Source organism: Ilumatobacter sp., assembly GCF_965215205.1.
GTDB lineage: Bacteria > Actinomycetota > Acidimicrobiia > Acidimicrobiales > Ilumatobacteraceae > Ilumatobacter_A.
The window spans coordinates 1,166,479-1,186,587 of record NZ_OZ244049.1 but is presented as its reverse complement, the minus strand read 5'-3'; the positions used below and the strand labels follow the sequence as shown (position 1 = coordinate 1,186,587).

Sequence of the window (20,109 nt, the reverse complement as noted above, 5' to 3'; positions counted from 1 at the left end):
CGGTGATCATGGGGTGGGGATCAGCACCCCTCGTCGTCGAGCTCCGGCGGCTCCGGCGTCTGGGAGGCGACGGCGCCGACGGTGTCCTCGTAGATCTGCTGCCACGTGCCGTCGTCGTACATGGTCTGCAGGACCTCGTTGACCTCGCAGCGCAGCTCCGAGCCCTCCGGGACCCCGATGCCGTACGGCTCCTCGGTGAACGGGTTCTCGACGAGCACGTACTCGCCACCCGACTCGTCCGCGAGCCCGAGCAGGATCACGTTGTCGGTGGTGACGGCGTCGACCCGGCCCTGGCCCATCGCGTCGGCGCACTTGGAGTACGTGTCGAAGGTCGTCACGTTCGCGTCGGGCGCCATCTCGTTGAGGTTGTCGAGCGACGTCGAGCCCTCGACGGTGCAGGTCGCCACGTCGGGCGAGTCGAGGTCGTCGATGCTCGCGATCCCCAGCGGGTTGTCCGCGGTGACCATGATGTCCTGACCCGCCACGTAGTACGGCCCGGCGAAGTCGACGATCTCGTCGCGCTCGTCGTTGATCGTGTAGGTGGCCACGACCATGTCGACCGTGCCGTTCTCGAGGAACGACTCGCGGTTGGCCGAGACCGCCTCGGAGAACTCGACCTCGCGCCCGAGCTGCTCGCCGATGTAGCGGGCGATGTCCGCGTCGAAGCCCTCGACGCCGCTCGGGGTGTTGACCCCGAACAGCGGCTGGTCGTACTTGGTGCCGACCCTCAGGGTCCCGCCGCCGCCCTCGGCCGGCGCCGCGGCCTCGGTGCTCTCGGTCATCGCGTCGGTGGTCTCGGTCATCGCGTCCGAGGTCTCCGTCATCGCGTCGGTGGTCTCGGTCATCGCGTCCGAGGTCTCCGTCATCGCGTCGGTGGTCTCGGCCATCGCGTCGTCGGCGGCGTCGGACGTCTCCGACATCGCTTCGTCGGCCGCTGCCGAGATGTCGGTGACGGCGTCGTCGACCTCGGCGCTCGTGTCGTCGCTGCCGCACGCGGCCACGACGAGGGCCGTCGCCGCCAGGCACGGGACGATCCGTGTGTAGGTGCTTCTCATTGGGTTCCTCCAGTTGTCTTCGTTGTCCACGGTGTCCGCCCGCGTTCGATGACCGACCTGGTCGCTCGGGTCCTCAGTGCTGGATGATCTTCGAGAGGAAGTCCCGTGCTCGTTCGGTCTTCGCGTCCTTGTAGAACGACTCGGGGTCGTTCTCCTCCACGATCGCGCCGTCGGCCATGAAGATGACCCGGTCGGCCGCGGACCGTGCGAAGCCCATCTCGTGCGTCACGACGACCATCGTCGTGCCCGACTTGGCGAGGTCGAGCATCACCTGGAGGACCTCGTTGATCATCTCCGGGTCGAGCGCGGAGGTCGGCTCGTCGAAGAGCATGATCTTCGGCTCCATCGCCAGCGCCCGGGCGATCGCGACGCGCTGCTGCTGGCCGCCGGAGAGCTGGGCGGGGTACTTGGCGGCCTGGTGCCCGACGCCGACGCGCTCGAGCAGCCGCTCGGCGCTCTCGCGCGCCTCCGACTTCGACCTCTTCAGCACCTTCAGCGGACCGAGGGTGACGTTCTCGAGGATCGTCTTGTGCGCGAACAGGTTGAACGACTGGAACACCATCCCCACCTCGGCGCGCAGCCGGGCGAGCTCCTTGCCCTCGAGCGGGAGGAGCTCGCCGTCGATGCGGATCTCCCCCTCCTGGATCGTCTCGAGCCGGTTGATCGTGCGGATCAACGTCGACTTGCCCGACCCCGACGGGCCGATCACCACGACCACCTCGCCCTCGGCGACCTCGAGGTCGATGTCCTTGAGCGCGTGCAGATCCCCGTACCACTTGTTGACGCCGCGCATCGTCACGAGGGCGTCGGTCGACGTTCGATCCGGTGTCGTGGTCATCCGCCGGTGACACTACGCCACCCGGCGGATGCGCCGTGACAGCGCACGGTGCGCCGGACCGGCCCCGAGGCGGACGTCAGTCGGGGACGCCGATGCACACGGCGATCGGCTGACCCCGCCGGAACAGCGTGACCGGACCGTCCTCGCTCACGACGAACGCGACCGTGTGGTCGTGGTCCCACGTGTAGCGGGCGGCCGAGCGGTGGCGCATCCCCTCGTCGAGGTGGACGGCGGACTCCGACGCGATCGAGCTGCGCAACCCGACACCGAGCGAGCCGATCGCGCCGTCCGCCCCCACCAGGGTCGCGAGGTCGGTCTGGTTGAGCACGGCGAACAGCGCCGCGAAGTGGTGCCGCTCGAGGACCGACAGATCGGGCGACGGGAGGGCCGCGCTCATGTCGAGGCCGTGGTCGTCGTGGTCGACGGGATCGAGGTCGAGGAGGAACGTGGCGCCGATGCGCGCCGGGCTGAGCCAGTGCACGGCGAGGTCGAGCAGCCCGAGCAGGAGGGCGCTCGACGCCTCGGGGACGGCGGCGCGCACCGCGGGGAGGTACACCTTCGCCGAGGGGCGGTGGCGCCAGCGGTGGCCGTTCCACTCCACGACCCCGGTCGGGGTGAACACCCGTGACATCCCCATGACGGTGCGCTGGACGATCACCGCTCCGGTGGCCTGCTCGATCTCGACGAGGTCGGCCTCGTACTGCACGGTGCGGCGGAAGCAGGCGAGCTGGGCGGATCCGTCGCGGGCGCGCACGAGGAACGCCGATCGACCGTCGGCGAAGCGCCGGGCGAGCTCGATCGGCATGTCGAGGTCGACGATCTCGACGAGGTTGTCCCCCACGACCAGCGACCGCTCCCCCGGCAGCACGAACGAGCCGTAGATGCTGGTGTGGTTCTCGAACACCGGCGGGCGCCACGCGTGCTCGAGCTCGGTGATCAGCACGTCGACCTCGTCGGGCGAGCCCGGCAGGGTGATCCCGTCGTCGTGGGGCTCCTCGCGCAACCGCTCGTGCGCCCGGGTCAGCTGCATCCCACGACCCTACCGACGCGCCGTGCCCCCCTCCCGACGCTCCACGGTGACCGTCGCCCCGATCGGCGTCGCCCCCGCGCGGCGCGGCCCGACGAGGTCGGTGACCCGTCGGTTCACACCGTCGGCAGGCTGCGGTCCCACGCGCTGGCGAGGGAGGCGTAGCGGCCCCCGAGCTCGACGAGCTCGTCGTGGGTGCCCAGCTCGGCCAGGCGCCCCTCGTCGATCACCGCGATCCGATCGGCGCCGCGGATGGTCGACAGGCGGTGCGCGACGACGATCGTCGTGCGACCCTCCATCAGGCGGTCGAGCGCTCGCTCGACGATCACCTCGGTCCCCGGGTCGAGGCTGCTGGTCGCTTCGTCGAGGACGAGCACCGCCGGGTCGACGAGCGCGGCCCGGGCGAGCGAGACGAGCTGGCGCTCCCCCGCCGACAGCCGCGACCCGCGCTCGCGCACCTCGGTGTCGATGCCGTCCTCGAACTCCGAGAACCGGTCGAGCGCGCCGATCGCGTCGAGCGCCTCGCGCAGCTCGTCGTCGGTCGCGTCGGGTCGGGCGATGCGCACGTTGTCCGCGATCGACCCCCCGAACAGGAAGCCCTCCTGGGGGACCACCACGACCCGGTGGCGCAGAGACGACAGGGTCGAGTCGCGCAGGTCGACGCCCCCGAAGGAGATCCGGCCCACCGTCGGGTCGTAGAGCCGCGCCATCAGCTTCGCGACCGTCGACTTGCCCGCGCCGGTCGGGCCGACGAGGGCCAGGCGCTCGCCGTCGCGCACGGTGATCGACACGTCGCGCAGGACCGGCGTGGTCGTCGCCGGGTAGGTGAAGCCGACCCCGTCGACGACGAGGTCGCCGTGGCGCTCGAGGTCGCGCTCGCCGCTCACGACGTCGGGCTCGGTGTCGAGGATCGAGAACAGCTTGTCGAGGGCGGCGGCCGACGACTGGACGGTGTTGTAGAGCTGGGAGAGCTGCTGGACCGGCTCGAAGAGCTGGGCGAGCAGGAGGACGAACGCGATCACGGTGCCGATCCCGACGTCACCGCGCCCGACGAGCCAGCCGCCGATGCCGATCGCGATCGCGCTCGCGACGACCCCCATCGCCTCCACGAGGCCGAAGTACCACGTCGACACCCGGATCGAGTGGACGTGGGAGCGGTACAGCGAGCGGTTCGACCGGACGAACTGGCGGGTCTGCTCGCCCTCCTGGGCGTAGGCCTGGATGACGCGCACCCCGGCGATGCCCTCCTGCAGCTCCGACAGGTTCTGGCCGACCCGTTCGCGCACCTCGAGGTAGGCGGCGTTGGAGTCGCGCTGGAACTTGCGCGACGCGACGATGATCACCGGCATCACCAGCAGGGCCGCGATGGTGAGCTGCCACGACATCGCGAGCATCAAGACGAGCGCGATGGCGATCAGGAAGACCGCCGCGACGAGCTGCAGGAGACCCCACTGGACCAGCTCCGACATCGTCTCGATGTCGGCGGTCATCCGCGAGATCAGCACCCCGGACTGGTGGCGGTCGAAGAACCCGAGCGACTGGCGCTGGATGTGGTCGAAGGTCCGCACGCGCAGCGCCCGCAGGAACCCCTCACCGGCGCGGTTGACGAAGATGTACTGCTGTCGACCGGCCAGGTAGGCGATCACCACGACCACCACGTACGCGATCGCGGCGCGCCCGAGCGTCGAGCGGTCGCCGTCGTCGATCCCCGAGTCGATCCCCCACCCCACGATCACCGGGCCGAGGAGGACCCCGAGCGTGGAGATGGCGACGAACACCAGGGCGGCGGCGACCGTCCGCTTGAACGGCGCGGCCATGCTCAGCGCCCGACGCAGCACCTGGCGCGCTGCGTCCCGGTCGAGCTTGTCGTCGTCGGCGACCCCGCCCATGCGCATCATCGGCGATCGACCCCGTCCCCGCCGCCGACCGGGGCGAGCGGGTCGTCGGACCCGTCGCCCTCCTCCGTGGCGGCGACGGCGTCGCCGTCATCGCCGCCGCCGTCGCCCGCCCCGTCGGCGGTCGCCATCGCCGCCAGGACGTCGCGGTAGCGCGGCTCGGTGGCGAGCAGGTGATCGTGGGGGCCGCGGGCGACGACCCGGCCGCCCTCGAGCAGGACGACGGTGTCGGCGAGCGCGATGGTCCCGGGGCGGTGCGCGATGACGATCGTCGTGCGACCGTCCATCACCGTCGACATCGCGGAGCGGATCTCGTGCTCCTTGGACGGGTCGACCGCCGAGGTCGCGTCGTCGAGCACGAGCACCCGGGGGTCGGCGACGATCGCCCGTGCGATCGCGATGCGCTGGCGCTGCCCACCCGACAGCGAGAAGCCCCGCTCGCCGAGGATCGTGCCGTAGGCGTCGGGGAGCCCCATGACGAAGTCGTGGGCACCGGCGAGGCGAGCGGCCCGCTCGATCGCGGCGTCGTCCGCCTCGGGGTCGGCGAAGGCGATGTTGGCGCGGACCGTGTCGTGGAACAGCAGGGTGTCCTCGAACACGATCCCCACCGCCCGCCGCAGGTCGTGGAGGCTGAGGTCGCGCACGTCGACTCCGTCGATCGTGATCGAACCGGAGTGGACGTCGTAGAACCGCACCAACAGGCGCGCGACGGTCGACTTGCCCGATCCGGTGGCTCCGACGATCGCGACCGACTCCCCCTCGGCGAGCTCGAGCTCGAAGCGCTCCAGCACGGCGCCCACGTCCGCGGGTCCGGGTCCCGCTCCGATGTCGAGCGCGCCGTCGGGACCGGTCGCCTCTTCGGGACCGGGAGCGCCGTCGGCCCCGTCGGCGACGCCTGCGCCGAGACCGTCGCCCGAGGTCCCGGCCCGGGTCGCGTCGTACGCGAACGTCACGTCGCGGAAGCGCACGGCGCCGCGGCCGGAGCCGACGTCGTCGAGCGCGGGCAGCGAGGTCGGTCGAGCCGGATCGGTGACCTGCGAGGAGGTGTCGAGGATCTCGTTCACCCGGGCCAGGGCCGCCGCGGCGCGCGAGGCGAACGCGATCGTCATGCCGATCATGCGCAGGGGCCACACGAGCAGGGCGACGTAGACGTTGAACTGGACGAGGGCGCCGAGGCTGATCTCGCCGTCGATCACCCGGTTGCCGCCGAACCACAGCACCGCGATCAAGCCGATCTGGGGGAGAAGCTCCATCGCCGGGAGGAACTTGGCCCGGATCCGCGCCGCGCCGATCGACTCGCGCCGGATGTCGTCGGCGGCCGTGCGCAGCTTGGCCGCCTGCACCCCCTCGGCACCGAACCCCTTCACCACCCGCACCCCGCCGACCGTCTCCTCGACCACGGTCGCGAGCTCGGCCTGCTCGTTCTGCACCGCGAGCACGGCCGGGTGGATCGAGCGCGAGAAGCGGCCGCCGAGGACCTGGATGAACGGGAGCGAGGCGAGGGCGAAGATCGCGAGCTGCCAGTCGGTGAGGAACAGGATCACCGTGACGGCCGTGATCATCGCGAGGTTCGACAGGGTGATCGGGATCATCACCACGAACATCTGGATCTGGTTGAGGTCGCTCGACGAGCGGCTCATCAGCTGGCCGGTCTGGGAGCGGTCGTGGTAGCCGATGTGCAGCGACATGATGTGGCCGAACAGGCGCTCGCGCAGGCGCGCCTCGGTCCAACGGGCCTCGCGGAACGCGTAGAAGCGGCGGAACGCGGTGAAGAACCCGGCGACGATCCCGGCGAGCGCGATCAGCCCGGCCCACAACCACAGCAGCTCGCCGTCGCCGATCCCCCGGTCGATGCCGAAGCGGATGAGGACCGGAGAGGCCACCTTGCCGACCGTCCACGCGAGACCGATCGCGGTGCCGATCGCGAGGTTGCGCCGCTGGGCTCGCAGGGTCTCCCACAGCAGGCTCCAGCGCGTCGTGGACCCCGCGGCGGCGCCGTCGCGGCGACGGCGAGGTGAGGACGGCACGGAGCGGGACACGTCGGTTCGGCGGCGCGGCGTCAGCCGAGCAGGCGAGCGACGCGGTCCTTGGGCCGCCCGATGATCGCGGTCTCGGCCGTGACCACCACCGGCCGCTGCAGGAGCTGCTTGTGGCGCACGAGGACGTCGACGATCTGATCCTCGGTGGCGACGTCGTCGTCGGTCAGGCCGAGCTTCGCGAACTTGCTGTCACGGCGGACGAGATCGGTCGGCGGATCCTCGAGCTTGGCGATGATCTCTCGGAGCGCGTCGGCGTCCGGCGGCTCCCTGATGTACAGCACGACGTCGTGGTCGACCCCGAGATCCTCTGCGATGCGCACGGCATTGCTCGACGAGCCTCAATGCTGGTTGTGGTAGATCGTCACGTCCGACATGGTCCCGACACTACGTCGGCACCCATCGCACACGACCACGACGTCGGCTGTGACATCGGCTGCGGTCGCTCCGCGACCGTGGTGCGAGGCGGGGTGCGGCCGCCCCGGCTCAGCCCGCCGCCGGGTCGACCTCGTCGAGCGACCCGGTCGTCACGTCGTAGACGAACCCGCGGACGTGGTCCTTGTGGGGCACGAACGGGGTGAGCTCGAGTCGCCGCATCGACTGGCGGACGTCGAGGTGGGGGTCGTCGAACGACTCGACGGCCCACCACGGCTTGATCCCGATCTCGGCCTGCAGCTCCGACTTCAGTCCGTCCTCGGTCACCATCTGCAGCCCGCAGTCGGTGTGGTGCACCAGCACGATCTCGCGCGTCCCGAGGTACCGCTGCGACAGGCACAGCGACCGGATCACGTCGTCGGTGATCACCCCGCCCGCGTTGCGGATGATGTGCGCCTCGCCGTTGCCGAGCCCGAGCAGGGCGAACACGTCCATGCGCGAGTCCATGCAGGTCACGATCGCCATCTTCCGCGTCGGGCGGACCTGCAGATCGCTGCCCTCGAACCCCTCGGCGTGCGTCCGGTTCCGCTCGACCAGCTCGTCGGCGGAGGGTGAGAACCCGTCGCCGGTCCCCGACGTGCGGGGTTCGCCGCCGGGCGCGTCGGACGGGTCGGGCCGTGGGTCGGATGGTCGGTCGGTGCTCTCGGGATCGTCCACGGCACGAGTGTGGCACCCCCGACCTAGGGTCGGGCGCACCGACTCCCTCCCCGTCTCGCACCGGCTCGCGCCGGACACCGCCCCGAGGGGGTCCCATGTACCGACACCGCTCCGCCCGACGCATGCCGCGAGCGCGGATCGACCCGATCGTCGACGACGACACCGCCCGGATCGTCGTGGAGTCCGTGCTCGCCGCGCCCCGCCGATCCGAGACGGTCGCGGTCGTCCTCGACCACGAACGTCGAGGGGTCGCGATCGTGAGCGTCGACCACGACGACCTCGAGTCGTCACCCGCCGCGCCGCACCGCCACGGCCTCGAGCGCGACGACGTCGTGCTCGGCGTCGCCGAGTGGCTGATCGACGCGTGGCGGCCGAGTCCCGACGTCGGCGCGGTGATCCTCGCCTCGGTCCGGCCCGGCGGCGGCGAGCAGATCGACGACATCGAGCGGTGGCTGACCCTCGACGAGATGTTCGACGTGTCGGGGATCGAGCTCGTCGAGTGGTTCGTCGTCGGCGGCTCCAGCTCGTGCCCGCGCACCCTCGTCGGCGAACCCGACCGGTGGGTGCCGTGACGGCCGCGACGGTCGTGGCGGCCGGGCCGTGGCGATCGTGGTGTCGGATCCTGCCCCGCCCGCCCTCGGCGCGCCGACCGACGGTCGGCCACGCGAGCGTCGGCCGTGTGCGACGAGCGACGGTCAGCCGTCGTCGGCCGCGCTCGCCGCCGCCGTGCGCGCCCGTCGCTCGGCCGGGCTGAGACGGAGGCCGGCCGCACGCAGGCGGCGGACGAGCTCGCGGCTCTCGACGACCCGGGCCCCGGCGGCGATCATGGCGTCGCGGTGCTCCTCGGGGATGTCGAAGTGATCGCCCTGGAACGCCCGGCGCGCGATCCCCAGCGAGTCGGTGAACTCGAACAGCTCGTCGTACGACTCGTCGCTCACGAGGTGGCACCACCGGCGACCCCGCAGCCACCACCGGGCCTCGTCCATCAGGATCGTCACGGAGCCGAGACTGCCACGACGTGGCACACTCCGTGGGTGTCCGCGGACCGCTCCACCCCCCGGCGAGCCGATCCCGCGGACGCGCTCGCCGCCGACGGTGGCCCCGGGTCGGCTGCGGGCGCACCCGGCGCCGCCGGGCCAGCCGGGGGCCGACGGCGCGAGCGCGAGCGTCGGCTGGTGGAGATCTGGGTCGAGCACGTGTGCGCCGACACGACCCTCGCGCAGCGCCTCCTCGGGCGGCACCGCGAGAAGCACCGGCGCTACCACACCGTCGAGCACGTCGACGCCGTCGTCCACGACGTCCTCGAGCTCGCGGAGGTCGAGGAAGTGGAAGACGTCGCCGTCGTCGTCGCCGCGGCGCTGTACCACGACGCCGTCTACGAGCCCCGCTCGTCGGCCAACGAGCGGGCGAGCGCCCGCCTCGCCCGGCGCGACCTCGTCGCGTGCGGGTGGTCCGTCGAGCGCGCCGAGCGCGCCGCCGAGATGATCGAGGGCACGGATCGTCACCTCGGCCCGCCCGACACGGGCACCGCCGTGCTCTACGACGCCGATCTCGCGGTGCTGTCGTCGGAACCCGTGCGGTACGCGCGCTACGTGGACGACGTGCGAGCCGAGTACCGCCACGTCGGTGACGGCGCCTGGGTCACCGGGCGCTGCGAGGTGCTCTCGGGGTTCCTCGAACGGGAGCGGATCTACGCCACCGACACGGCGCAGCGTCGCTGGGAACGAGACGCCCGCTCCAACCTGGTCGCGGAGATCGAGGGGCTGCGCGGGACCACGGGCAGCGGCGCCGACACCGGTTCGCGGTCCACCGGACCAGCATCCGAGGGAGCGACCGACTGAGCACCACCGGTCGGGGCACCGGCGGACCCGGCCCCGACGTACGGGTCCGGCACGGGAGCGAGCGACGAGCGACCTCCGCCGAGAGGCGGCGGGTCAGCCGCGGGGGCGGCGGGGCCGGTCGACCGGGATCGGGATCATCGCCGGCTCGGGGTCGCGACGACCCGCCACGACGCCGCTCGCGATCGCGGCAGCGGCGCCGATCGTGGTGATGATGGTGATGAGCACGAGATCGACGGTACCCCGGCGTCGACGGGCCCACGCATCGGTCGACCGTGTTCTCGGCGTGTTCACCGACCCCCGTCGGGCGGTGGCACACTGGACCCATGACGGATCTGGAGACGATGCCGCAGATCGACTTCGACACCGAGCTCGACCAGGAGACGGAGACCGACGAGCCGACGATGGCCCACATCGTCAAGGCGGAGCCGGGCGAGAACGGCGCGGCCAAGGTGCTCGAGGCGCGCATCATGGGAACGCCGGTCGAAGCGCTGTGCGGCTACGTCTGGGTGCCGTCGAAGGACCCCAAGCAGCTCCCGCTCTGCCAGCGGTGCAAGGACGTCTACGAGATGTACAAGGCCTTCAGCGACGGCGTCAACCGCGACGTCCCGATCGACTGACCGGACGGGCGACCCGAGCCCACGTGGTGGCCCGAGGCGACGGCCCCGACGCCCCGGCGGGCGAGCTGCGGATCCGCGAGGCGGTCCGCGGCCTCGTGCTCGCTCCCCCGTCGTCGCTCCTCCTCGTCCGCTTCGAGTTCCCCACCGCCACCGTCTGGGCACCGCCCGGCGGCGGCCTCGAGCCCGGGGAGGACCACGAGGGCGCGCTGCGCCGGGAGCTCCACGAGGAGCTCGGGCTCGTCGACGTCGACGTGGGTGCCCACGTGTGGACCCGCGAGCACGTCGTCGCGTTCCTCGACGGCCTCTGGGACGGCCAGCGCGACCGGTACCACGTCGTGCCCGTCGACGACCGCTTCGAGCCGCGGCCGGCGCTGGGATGGGACGCGCTGCGTGCCGAGCGCGTGCACGAGGTCCGCTGGTGGACCCTCGAGGAGATCGACGCCGCCACCGCCGCCGGGACCCGCTTCGCTCCCGGTCGCCTCGCCGAGCTGGCCCGCGACCTGATCGAGCAGGGTCCACCCGACTCCGTCGTCGACACCGGGGTCTGAGCCCGGCCGACCGACCGGGTCAGCGGATCCGGTCGTGGTGGCTGCGCCGGATGATCGCCGACTGCTGGGCGATCCCGAGCAGACGGCCGTCGCGGCTCCACGTCCGCGCCGTCGAGTGCCCCACCGAGCGGTGGAACCCGTCCGCTGCGATCTCGATCAGCACCCACTCGCTCGCACGGGCGTCGACGACCCGGATCGTGTTGTCGAGGCTCGTCCCACCGGGGGCGATCCCCATCGCGGCGCAGAGCGCCAGGGGCCCGAGGTCGGCGACGAAGCCCTGGGTCGCCGCCGAGCCGATCCCGGTGGTGGTGAGGCGGCACCAGATCGCCAGCGGTCCGTCCTGGGGGTCCCCGTCGGCGTCGGGACCCACCCTCCCGGCAGCGACGCGCCGCTCGAAGTGATCGAAGAAGGAACCGGCCACGCCGGTGTCGAACAGCTCGGCGAAGGGGTCGCACGCCTCGGGCTCGTCGACGACGGGCATCGTCGCGAACGCCCGCTCGTCGCCGGCCGGGCGGACGTTGTGCGCGCACAGCGAGGTGAACGCGACCGATCCGCCGATCGTTCCGTGCACCTGGGTCTGGGTGGTCGAGCGACCCGTCGCGGACACGACGACCTCAACGTCGACGACGTCGCCGGGGGCGGGGGACCCCACGAACTGGGTCGTGATCCACTGCAGCGGGCGCCCCGTCGCCCGCTCGGAGGCCTCGACGCTCGCGGCGATCCCCGACCCCCCGTAGAGGAAGCCGAACGGGGTGCACAGCTCGGGCCGAACGTCGAGGCGGAACGTGGACGGCGAGGCTCCGCCCTCCAGGCCGAGCAGGTCGAACGTCGCGAGCTCGTGGCTCTCGGGGTCGGGCACGGATCCAGCGTGGCACCCCCGCTCCCCCGGCCGAAATCCTCCCGCTGTGGCAGGCTCTGCGACGTGAAGATCACCGACGTCACGACCTTCGTCATCCGCAACCCGCCCCCCGGGTTCGGCGGGCGGTACTTCGTCGTCGTGAAGCTGACCACCGACACCGGCGTCGTGGGCTACGGCGAGATCTACGCCGCTACGTTCGGCCCTCACGTGATCGCCGCGATGGTCGACGACGTCGCCGAGCGCTGGGTGATCGACCAGGACCCGAACCGGATCGAGCTGATGTGGCGCCGGATCTACTCGAGCGGCTACTCGCTGCGACCGGATCCGACCCTCGTCGGGATCATGAGCGGGCTCGAGATCGCCTGCTGGGACATCGTCGGCAAGGACGCCGGCAAGCCGATCCACGACCTGCTCGGCGGACGGGTCCACGAGAAGCTGCGCACCTACACCTACCTGTACCCGAGCGCCGGGTGGCGTGACGTGTACACCGACCCCGACCACGCGGTCGCACGTGCGGTGAACGAGGTCGAGCGGGGCTTCACGGCGCTGAAGCTCGACCCGGCCGGCCCCTACACCGCGTTCGACGGCCACATGCCGAGCCAGGACGACATCGTCGCCTCCACGCGCATGGTCGCCGCGCTGCGCGGCGCGGTGGGGCCCCGGGCGGACCTGCTGTTCGGGACGCACGGCCAGTTCACCGCCGCCGGGGCGATCCGCCTGGCCCGCGAGCTCGAGCCGTTCGACCCCCTGTGGTTCGAGGAGCCCTGCGCCCCCGACCTGCCCCACGAGATGGCGCGGGTCGCCGCGCAGACGTCGATCCCCGTCGCGACCGGCGAGCGCCTGACCACCGTGACGGAGTTCGCGGCCCTCGGGCGCCACCAGGCGGCGTCGGTCTGGCAGCCGAACCTCGGCCGCTGCGGCGGCATCCTCGCCGGCAAGAAGATCGCGGCCGTCGCCGAGGCGAACGGGTGCCAGATCGCACCCCACCTCTACTCGGGACCGATCCTCGGCGCCGCCAACGTCCAGCTCGCCGCGACGCTGCCGAACCTGCTGATGATCGAGGGCATCCGCGAGTGGGGCGGCTTCCACGCCGACCTGCTCACCACGCCGATCCGGTGGGAGGAGGGCTACGTGATCCCGTCGACGGAGCCGGGTCTCGGCGTCGAGCTCGACGAGGACGAGGCCCTGGCCCACGCGTGGCCCGACACCCCCGGCGGGCCGCTCCACCTGTCGATGGTCCCCGACCCCGTCCGCTGACACCGAGCCGACCGCGCCGGACGGGGCCCCGTAGCGTGGCGGGGTGTACCGGGAGCCGGAGTTCCTGCCGTGGGACGGGCGTCGGGCGCCGCTCACCTTCGTGGGCGGGTACCTCGGCGCCGGCAAGACGACGGCGATCAACGAGATCCTGTCCGAGACCGACCGACCGATCGCCGTCGTCGTCAACGACGTCGGCTCGGTCAACATCGACGCACGGCTGATCCGGTCCCGGTCGGGCGACGCGATCGAGCTGACCGACGGGTGCGTCTGCTGCTCGTCGATCGACGGCTTCGGTGCGGCGTTCGACACGATCCGCGAGCGTCCGGAACCGCCCGAGCACGTGATCGTCGAGTTGAGCGGTGTCGCCGAGCCGGGCAACGTCGTGCCGTGGGGTTCCTCCGCCGGGTTCGTGCTCGACGGCGTGGTCGTCGTGGCCGCCGTCGATCAGCTCGTCGACGACTCGATGCCGGGCTGGATCCGCGCCCACCTCGACGCGCAGCTCGCCGCGGCCGATCTGGTCGTGCTGACCAAGGCCGACCTCGCCGACGCGACGAGCGTCGCGGACGCCCGGGAGCGCCTGGCGCTGGCCGCGCCCGGCGCCCCCGTCGTCGACGCGAGCAGGGGGCGCCGCGAGGTGGGAGCCCTGGGCCGCTTCCTCGCGCTCGGCGGCCACCGGGCGGGCGACGCGATCCGCCTCCCCGGCCCGACGCTGTTCGACCTCCACGAGACCAGCACGATCCCCGTCGACGGGCCGCTCGACCGTGCGGGGATCGACGCGCTGCTCGACGAGGTCCCCCGTCACGTCGGGGGCCGGATCGCCCGGGCGAAGGGCGTCATCGACACCCCCGACGGCCTCGTGCTCGTCCAGGTCGTCGGCCCCCGGCGAGAGGTCACCGCGCTGCTGCCCTCCGAGCACCAGGCCCCGACCGATCTCGTCGTCATCTCGCTCCCCCCGGACACCGGCACCACCTGACCGGCGCGCCCGGGCAGCGACGCAGCTCGCAGACCCGAAGTATCGAATCCGTCTGACCGGATCGGTACTCACGCTCGGACCCGAAGTATCGAATCCGTCTGACCGGATCGGTACGAGCGAGGGGTCAGCGGAAGTCGCGGCTGGCGGTCGTGGCGGGGAGCGGGAGCGGCGCGATGTGGTCGGCCACGATGTTGATCACGCCCTCGCTGCGCTCGAGGCGACCGCGCACGACCATCGCCGCCGCGCCGCGCGCCACGGTGCGGTACCGCTCCCAGCACCCCTTCGAGACGACGACGTTGATCAGGCCGAACTCGTCCTCCAGGTTGAGGAAGGTCGTCCCCTGCGCGGTCATCGGCCGTTGGCGGTGGGTGACCACCCCCGCGACGTGCACGTTCGAGCGCACCGGGGCGTCGTGCAGGTCCTTCGAGGTCAGCACCCCCAGCGCCGAGAGCTCCCGGCGCACGAAGACCGTCGGGTGCCCCTCCGGTGACACACCGGTCGCCCACAGGTCGGCGACGGCCTCCTCGACCGGCGTCATCCCCGGCAGCCGGGGTGCGGCGGCGCCGGTGACCACCCCCTCGAGGCGGCCCGGGCGCGACTGCGCGGTCGCGCCGACGGTCCACAGCGCCTCGCGCCGGTCGAGGCCGAAGCACTCGGCGAACACCCCGGCGGTCGCCATCGCCTCGAGGTTCGCGAGCGTCAACGCCGGGACCCGCCGCACCAGGTCCTCGGTGCTCGCGTAGGCGCCGGAGCGATCGCGCTCGGCCTCGATCTCGTCGGCCAGATCGGCACCGATCGTGCGGACCGACGACAGCCCGAGCCGCACGGCGAGCCCCTCGTCGAGGTCACGCTCGACGGTCGACGCCGTCGCGAAGCCGTGGGAGACGGGGCGTGCGGTCGAGCCGAGCGAACCGGGGCACACCTCGAGCGTCGCCCCCGCGCTCGACGCGCCCAGGTCGGGGGTGCGCACGACCACCCCGTGGCGGCGGGCGTCCTGCACGAGGGTGTGCGGCGACCAGAACCCCATCGGCTGGGCGTTGATCAGCGCTGCGCAGAACGCGGCCGGCTCGTGGTGCTTGATCCACGACGACGCGTAGACCAGGTAGGCGAAGCTCACCGAGTGCGACTCGGGGAAGCCGTAGTTCGCGAACGCCTTCAGCTTCTGGTACAGCTCGTCGGCGATCTCCCCGGTGATCCCGTTGCCCTCCATCCCGGCGTAGAGCCGTTGCTTGAGCGCCTCCATCCGGCGCGCCGAGCGCTTCGACCCCATCGCCTGGCGCAGCTCGTCGGCCTCGGCGGGGGTGAAGTCCGCGACGTCGATCGCCATCTGCATCATCTGCTCCTGGAACAGGGGCACGCCGAGGGTCTTGGCGAGCGAGTTCTCGAGCAGGGGGTGGAGGTAGGTGACCGGCTCCTGGCCGTTGCGCCGCTTGATGTAGGGGTGGACCGAGCCGCCCTGGATCGGGCCGGGCCGGATCAGCGCGACCTCGACGACGAGGTCGTAGAACTTGCGCGGCCGCAGCCGGGGCAGGGTCGCCATCTGGGCGCGCGACTCGATCTGGAAGACGCCGACGGTGTCGGCGCGGCACAGCATCGAGTACACGTCGTCGTCCTGGGGGATGGTCGCGAGGTCGACCTCGTAGCCCCGGTGCTCGCGGATCAGGTCGACCGCGCCGTGCAGCGCGGAGAGCATCCCGAGCCCGAGCAGGTCGAACTTGACCAGGCCGGTCGCCGCGCAGTCGTCCTTGTCCCACTGCAGGACCGAGCGCTTCTCCATCCGCGCCCACTCGACCGGGCACACCTCCACGACGGGCCGATCGCAGATCACCATCCCGCCCGAGTGGATCCCGAGGTGGCGCGGAGCGTCCTCGACCTCGGCGGCGAGCGCGAGCACCGGGGCGGGGATCGTGCAGTCGGGCTGCTCGGCGGTGGCGGCCACGTTCCCCCACGCGTCGACCTGCTTCGACCACGCGTCCTGCTGGCCGGGCTCGTAGCCGAGCGCCTTGGCCATGTCGCGGATCGACGACCGCGACCGGTAGGTGATCACGTTCGCGACCTGGGCCGTGTGGTGGCGGCCGTAGCGCTCGTAGACGTACTGGATGACCTCCTCGCGCCGATCGGATTCGATGTCGATGTCGATGTCGGGCGGGCCGTCGCGCTCGGGGGACAGGAACCGCTCGAACAGCAGCCCGAGCGAGACGGCGTCCGCGGCGGTGACCCCGAGGGCGTAGCAGACCGCCGAGTTGGCGGCGGACCCTCGCCCCTGGCAGTAGATGCTCGACCGGCGGCAGAACTCGACGAGATCCCAGACGATCAGGAAGTAGCCGGCGAAGTCGAGCTGCTCGATCAGCGCGAGCTCGTGGTCGATCGTCGCCCACGCCCGTGCCCGCAGCGACAGGTCCTCGTCGGGGCCGGGGCGCTCGCCGTAGCGACGACCGGCACCGTCGGCGACGATCCGCCGGAGGTGCTCCATCTCCGAGATCGGTCGCCCGTCGGGTCCGGCGGGGCAGGGGAACGGCGGCAGGTTCGGGGCGACCAGGGACAGGTCGAACGCCGCGGCGCGGCCGATCTCGACCGCGGTCTCGATCGCGCCCGGGTACCTGCGGAACCGCCACGCCTGCTCGGCCCCCGAGCGGAGGTGGGCGCCGGCCGAGCAGGGCAGCCACGCGTCGACCTCGGCGAGGCTGCGACGGGAGCGGACCGCGGCGAGCGCGGTCGCGAGGCGCCGCTGGGCCGGGGTGGCGTAGCGCACGTCGTTCGTCGCGACGCACCCCACCCCGACGCGCGCCGCGATCTCGTGCAGCACGTCGTTGCGCGCCGTGTCGGTCGGGTCGCCGTGGTCCCACAACTCGACCAGCACCCGGTCTCGGCCGAGCGCGCCCACCAGCCGCTCGAGCTCGCGGCGCGCCGCGGCCGGGCCGTCGCGGACGAGCGCGGCGGGCACCGCCCCCTTGCGGCTCCCGGTGAGCACCCACCCGTGCGTCCCGGTGGGGCCGACGAGACCGTCGTCGCCGCCTCCGACGAGGTCGGCGAACGAGAACCGGGGGGCGCCCTTCTCCCCCGCCAGGTGGCCGTGGCTGAGCACCCGGGCGAGGCGGGCGTACCCGGCGGGGCCGTCGGCGAGCACCACGAGGTGGGTGCCCGCGGGGTCGGGGGCGTGGGAGTCGGGGACCGACCCGGTGTCGACCTGGGTCAGGGTCTCGGACTCGCTGCGCGCCACGCGGTGCTCGAGCGGACGCCCGTCGCGACCCACGGTCAGGGTCACCTCGGCCCCGAAGACGGTGCCCAACCCCACGGCGCGGGCGGCCTCGGCGAAGCGCACCACGCCGTAGAGGCCGTCGTGGTCGGTGATCGCCAGCGCCTCGAGCCCCAGCCGGGCGGCCTCCGTCGCGAGCTCCTCGGGGTGCGACGCCCCGTCGAGGAAGGAGAAGTTCGAGTGGCAGTGCAGCTCGGCGGAGGGCACCTCGAGCGCGCCCGACGCGCCGCGCAGGTCGTCGGGGGCCTCGAAGGGCTGCCGCTTGCGGCTCCACCCCGGTGCGTCGCCACCGGCGTTCCACGACGGCGACCCCGGGGCGCGCCCGTCACGGCCGGTGCGTGGCGCCCTCGGCGTCGGACCCCGGTCGGACAGCGTCGACTCCAGCTCCTTCCACGACCAGAGGGGGTTCTCGAATCCCATCCACCCCATCATCGAACAGGTGTGCTATGAATGCAAGGAGATCCCGGACCCCGCACCACGCCCGCCCACCGGGCCGCTCCCGCGCCCTCCCGCTTCGTGCGCACCGCACTCCCCCGACCGCTAGCTTCGGGCCCCAGCGGTCGGAGGCGAGAGACGAGGATCCCCAGTTGCGAGACGTCCGGCGAGGTCTCGGTGCGCCGTTCCGCACCCTGTGCTCGGCCGCCGCGCTCTCCTCCACCGGGACGGGGATCACCGACGCCGCCCTCCCCCTGCTCGTGCTGGCGATCGCCGGCGAGGGCGCGACCCCCGCCGCGCTCGGCCTCGTGGCCGCGGCGACGCAGCTCCCCGTGGTGCTGTTCGCCCTGCCGTCGGGGATCATCGCCGACCGCTACTCGCGGCGCACGATCATGCTCGCCTCCGACGCAGGCCGTGCGGTGTGCCTCGCGATCTTCGCGCTCGTCGTGCTCGTCGGCGACGTCACGGTCTGGACCACGGCGATCGCCGCCTTCGGGGTCGGGGTGGGGCGTGCGCTGTTCACCGGAGCGATCCAGCCGCTGCTGCCCACCCTCGTCCCCGACGACCAGCTCGACTCCGCCAACGGGCGCCTGACGACCGCCACCGACGTCGGGGCCGAGTTCGTCGGTCCGCCGATCGGTTCGCTGCTGTTCTCGATCGCCTCCTGCGTCCCGTTCGTCGCCGACGCCGCCACCTACGTGGTGTCGTCGGTGCTCGTCGCCCGCCTTCCCGCCGACGCCCCGGGCGCCCGGGCCTCGCAGCGGCCGCGGGTCGGTCCGGCGTTCGCGGCGGTGCGCTGTTCGGCGACCCTGCGCTCGCTGTGGTTCGCGCTCGTCGTGCTCGCGCTGTGCAACTCGGTCGTGTCCACCCTCGCGGTGCTCGTGCTGAGCGACCGGGTCGGGCTCTCCGAGCGGTACTACGGCCTCGCGCTCACCGTCCTCGCCTCCGGCGGGATCGTCTCGGGCCTGGTCTCGTCGCGCCTCTCCGCGCGCTGGGGGAGCCGACGGGTGCTCGTCGCGGCCATCGTGGTCAACGCCGGGTCCTACGTCGTGTTCGGCCTGGCGACGAGCATCGCCGTCTCGTTCGCCGCGCTCGTCGCCTGGGGGTTCTCGGTGACGACCGGGGTGATCATCGCGATGTCGATGCGCCAGCGCCTGACCACCGACGACATCCGGGGGCGCGTGATGTCGGTGTTCCGGTTCGGGATCGGGGTCGGCGGCGTCCTCGGCGCGGTCGCGGCCGGGATCATCACCGCCGAGATCGGCCTGACGACCACGATCGTGGGATCCGCCGTGGTCCAGCTCCTGGCCGCGGTCGTCATCGTGTCGGGCGGCCGGGCCGAGGTCGTCGTCGTCGACCGGGCGCAGCGCACCGGTCACGTCCGCTGACGCCGCCGCCCCCTCGCCGGTCGCCGTCGCCGTCACCTGTGCGTCAGCGGGCCGACCACCCGCCGTCGACGAGCAGGCTGTGGCCGTTCACGTAGGCCCCGGCCGGGCTGGCGAGCAGCAGCAGCGCCCCGTCGAGCTCGTGCGCCGCTCCCATGCGCGGGATCGCCGCCATCGACCGGACGTAGTCCTGGCTCGACTCGTCGCTCTCCATCCCGCTGGTCATCTCGGACTCGAAGTAGCCGGGGCTCAGCGCGTTGACGCGCACCCCCTTGCGGCCCAGCTGGACGGCCAGCTCCCGGGTCATGTTCACCACCGCCCCCTTGCTCGCGCAGTAGTGCGCCTGCTTGATCGGGGTCGACGCGACGTGGCCGAGCATCGACGCGACGTTCACGATCGAACCCGATCCGGCGTCGACCATCGCGGCGGCGCACAGCTTCGACAGGTGCCACACCGCGGTGACGTTGACCTCCATCGCGAAGCGGAACGTGTCGAGCGACTCGACGTCGATCCCGCCGACCTCGCTGACGCCGGCGTTGTTGACCAGGACGTCGATGCGACCGAACCGGTCCAGGGCCTCGCGCACCAGCCGCTCGCGGTCCTCGGCGAGCGACAGGTCGGCGCCGACGACGAAGGTGCCGGGGAGCTCCTCGGCGAGCGCCTCGAGCCGCTCCACGCGCCGCGCCGCGACGACGACGTCGGCCCCGACCGCGTGCAGCACGCGCGCGAAGCGCGCACCGAGCCCCGACGACGCGCCGGTGACGATCGCCACCGATCCCTCCATCCGGAACGGCGCGAGCGGATCGAACGATCCGGACGTGGAGGGGCTCGACGAGTCGGAGGTCATGGTCCGACACACTAGGAACCGGCCCGACCCGCACCCGCAGCCGATGTCGACCACGCCGGGACGCGGTCACCACGTCACTCCCGGCACGGAGCTCGGGATCCTCGGGCCGACGGTCGTGCGACGTTTGTCGCGATCGCGTGACAGTTCT

The 20,109-nt window shown here is 72.4% G+C and carries 19 protein-coding genes; 7 read left to right on the top strand and 12 right to left on the bottom strand.

Translation table 11 applies throughout. The features are described 5' to 3' along the window. Window positions 1-20: 20 nt before the first annotated feature. The 7 genes from ACOOHC_RS05630 to ACOOHC_RS05600 all read right to left on the bottom strand — a co-directional run bounded on the left by ACOOHC_RS05630 (window position 21) and on the right by ACOOHC_RS05600 (window position 7,943). A complete protein-coding gene (locus ACOOHC_RS05630; protein ID WP_420453030.1) occupies window positions 21-1,055 on the bottom strand; it encodes a transporter substrate-binding domain-containing protein in 1,035 nt (344 codons plus the stop codon). A gap of 73 nt (window positions 1,056-1,128) precedes the next feature. Further along, entirely contained in the window at window positions 1,129-1,893 is a 765-nt protein-coding gene (locus ACOOHC_RS05625) for an amino acid ABC transporter ATP-binding protein (RefSeq protein ID WP_420453029.1), read from the bottom strand. Between the two features lie 76 nt (window positions 1,894-1,969). Further along, window positions 1,970-2,923: a diadenylate cyclase gene (locus ACOOHC_RS05620; RefSeq protein WP_420453028.1), complete on the bottom strand. Its 954-nt coding sequence runs from the start codon at window positions 2,921-2,923 to the stop codon at window positions 1,970-1,972. Window positions 2,924-3,036: 113 nt separating this feature from the next. Then, on the bottom strand, window positions 3,037-4,809 hold the full coding sequence (locus tag ACOOHC_RS05615) for an ABC transporter ATP-binding protein (protein WP_420453027.1): 1,773 nt from the start codon (window positions 4,807-4,809) through the stop codon (window positions 3,037-3,039). Window positions 4,810-4,814: 5 nt separating this feature from the next. Beyond that, entirely contained in the window at window positions 4,815-6,842 is a 2,028-nt protein-coding gene (locus tag ACOOHC_RS05610; protein ID WP_420453026.1) for an ABC transporter ATP-binding protein, read from the bottom strand. Window positions 6,843-6,874: 32 nt separating this feature from the next. Then, the gene (locus tag ACOOHC_RS05605) at window positions 6,875-7,174 is read right to left on the bottom strand and encodes an arsenate reductase family protein (RefSeq protein ID WP_420453025.1); all 300 of its coding nucleotides are present in this window, start codon (window positions 7,172-7,174) and stop codon (window positions 6,875-6,877) included. 163 nt (window positions 7,175-7,337) lie between these two features. Further along, the gene (locus tag ACOOHC_RS05600; RefSeq protein WP_420453024.1) at window positions 7,338-7,943 is read right to left on the bottom strand and encodes a beta-class carbonic anhydrase; all 606 of its coding nucleotides are present in this window, start codon (window positions 7,941-7,943) and stop codon (window positions 7,338-7,340) included. 95 nt (window positions 7,944-8,038) lie between these two features. Here ACOOHC_RS05600 and ACOOHC_RS05595 point away from each other — a divergent pair, with 95 nt between their 5' ends. Beyond that, window positions 8,039-8,515 carry a hypothetical protein gene (locus ACOOHC_RS05595; protein ID WP_420453023.1) on the top strand — a complete coding sequence of 159 codons (477 nt, stop codon included), beginning with the start codon at window positions 8,039-8,041 and terminating at the stop codon, window positions 8,513-8,515. A 123-nt stretch (window positions 8,516-8,638) separates the two neighbouring features. Here ACOOHC_RS05595 and ACOOHC_RS05590 read toward each other — a convergent pair whose 3' ends face one another. Next, window positions 8,639-8,941, bottom strand: a complete 303-nt coding sequence (locus ACOOHC_RS05590) for a DUF4031 domain-containing protein (protein WP_420453022.1) — start codon at window positions 8,939-8,941, stop codon at window positions 8,639-8,641. Window positions 8,942-9,118: 177 nt separating this feature from the next. Between ACOOHC_RS05590 and ACOOHC_RS05585 the strand changes: the two genes are divergently transcribed. Then, window positions 9,119-9,784: a metal-dependent phosphohydrolase gene (locus ACOOHC_RS05585; RefSeq protein ID WP_420453021.1), complete on the top strand. Its 666-nt coding sequence runs from the start codon at window positions 9,119-9,121 to the stop codon at window positions 9,782-9,784. Window positions 9,785-9,877: 93 nt separating this feature from the next. Here the strand turns inward: ACOOHC_RS05585 and ACOOHC_RS05580 are convergent, their stop codons facing one another. Beyond that, complete coding sequence (locus ACOOHC_RS05580) at window positions 9,878-10,009, bottom strand: hypothetical protein (protein ID WP_420453020.1); 132 nt, start codon at window positions 10,007-10,009, stop codon at window positions 9,878-9,880. 98 nt (window positions 10,010-10,107) lie between these two features. On the opposite strand from ACOOHC_RS05580, the gene ACOOHC_RS05575 reads away from it, so the two are divergent. Together ACOOHC_RS05575 and ACOOHC_RS05570 are read left to right on the top strand one after the other, a co-directional pair. Next, window positions 10,108-10,401, top strand: a complete 294-nt coding sequence (locus ACOOHC_RS05575) for a DUF3039 domain-containing protein (protein ID WP_420453019.1) — start codon at window positions 10,108-10,110, stop codon at window positions 10,399-10,401. Window positions 10,402-10,424: 23 nt separating this feature from the next. Beyond that, on the top strand, window positions 10,425-10,949 hold the full coding sequence (locus tag ACOOHC_RS05570) for an NUDIX domain-containing protein (protein ID WP_420453018.1): 525 nt from the start codon (window positions 10,425-10,427) through the stop codon (window positions 10,947-10,949). Window positions 10,950-10,968: 19 nt separating this feature from the next. Here ACOOHC_RS05570 and ACOOHC_RS05565 read toward each other — a convergent pair whose 3' ends face one another. Further along, window positions 10,969-11,808: an acyl-CoA thioesterase gene (locus tag ACOOHC_RS05565; protein ID WP_420453017.1), complete on the bottom strand. Its 840-nt coding sequence runs from the start codon at window positions 11,806-11,808 to the stop codon at window positions 10,969-10,971. Between the two features lie 63 nt (window positions 11,809-11,871). Between ACOOHC_RS05565 and ACOOHC_RS05560 the strand changes: the two genes are divergently transcribed. Further along, window positions 11,872-13,065, top strand: a complete 1,194-nt coding sequence (locus ACOOHC_RS05560) for a mandelate racemase/muconate lactonizing enzyme family protein (protein ID WP_420453016.1) — start codon at window positions 11,872-11,874, stop codon at window positions 13,063-13,065. Window positions 13,066-13,108: 43 nt separating this feature from the next. After that, window positions 13,109-14,038 carry a CobW family GTP-binding protein gene (locus ACOOHC_RS05555; RefSeq protein ID WP_420453015.1) on the top strand — a complete coding sequence of 310 codons (930 nt, stop codon included), beginning with the start codon at window positions 13,109-13,111 and terminating at the stop codon, window positions 14,036-14,038. A 124-nt stretch (window positions 14,039-14,162) separates the two neighbouring features. Here the strand turns inward: ACOOHC_RS05555 and ACOOHC_RS05550 are convergent, their stop codons facing one another. Beyond that, complete coding sequence (locus ACOOHC_RS05550) at window positions 14,163-17,714, bottom strand: error-prone DNA polymerase (protein ID WP_420453014.1); 3,552 nt, start codon at window positions 17,712-17,714, stop codon at window positions 14,163-14,165. 167 nt (window positions 17,715-17,881) lie between these two features. Here ACOOHC_RS05550 and ACOOHC_RS05545 point away from each other — a divergent pair, with 167 nt between their 5' ends. After that, the gene (locus tag ACOOHC_RS05545; RefSeq protein WP_420453013.1) at window positions 17,882-19,117 is read left to right on the top strand and encodes an MFS transporter; all 1,236 of its coding nucleotides are present in this window, start codon (window positions 17,882-17,884) and stop codon (window positions 19,115-19,117) included. 43 nt (window positions 19,118-19,160) lie between these two features. Here ACOOHC_RS05545 and ACOOHC_RS05540 read toward each other — a convergent pair whose 3' ends face one another. Beyond that, a complete protein-coding gene (locus tag ACOOHC_RS05540; RefSeq protein ID WP_420453012.1) occupies window positions 19,161-19,961 on the bottom strand; it encodes an SDR family NAD(P)-dependent oxidoreductase in 801 nt (266 codons plus the stop codon). Between the last annotated feature and the right edge of the window lie 148 nt (window positions 19,962-20,109).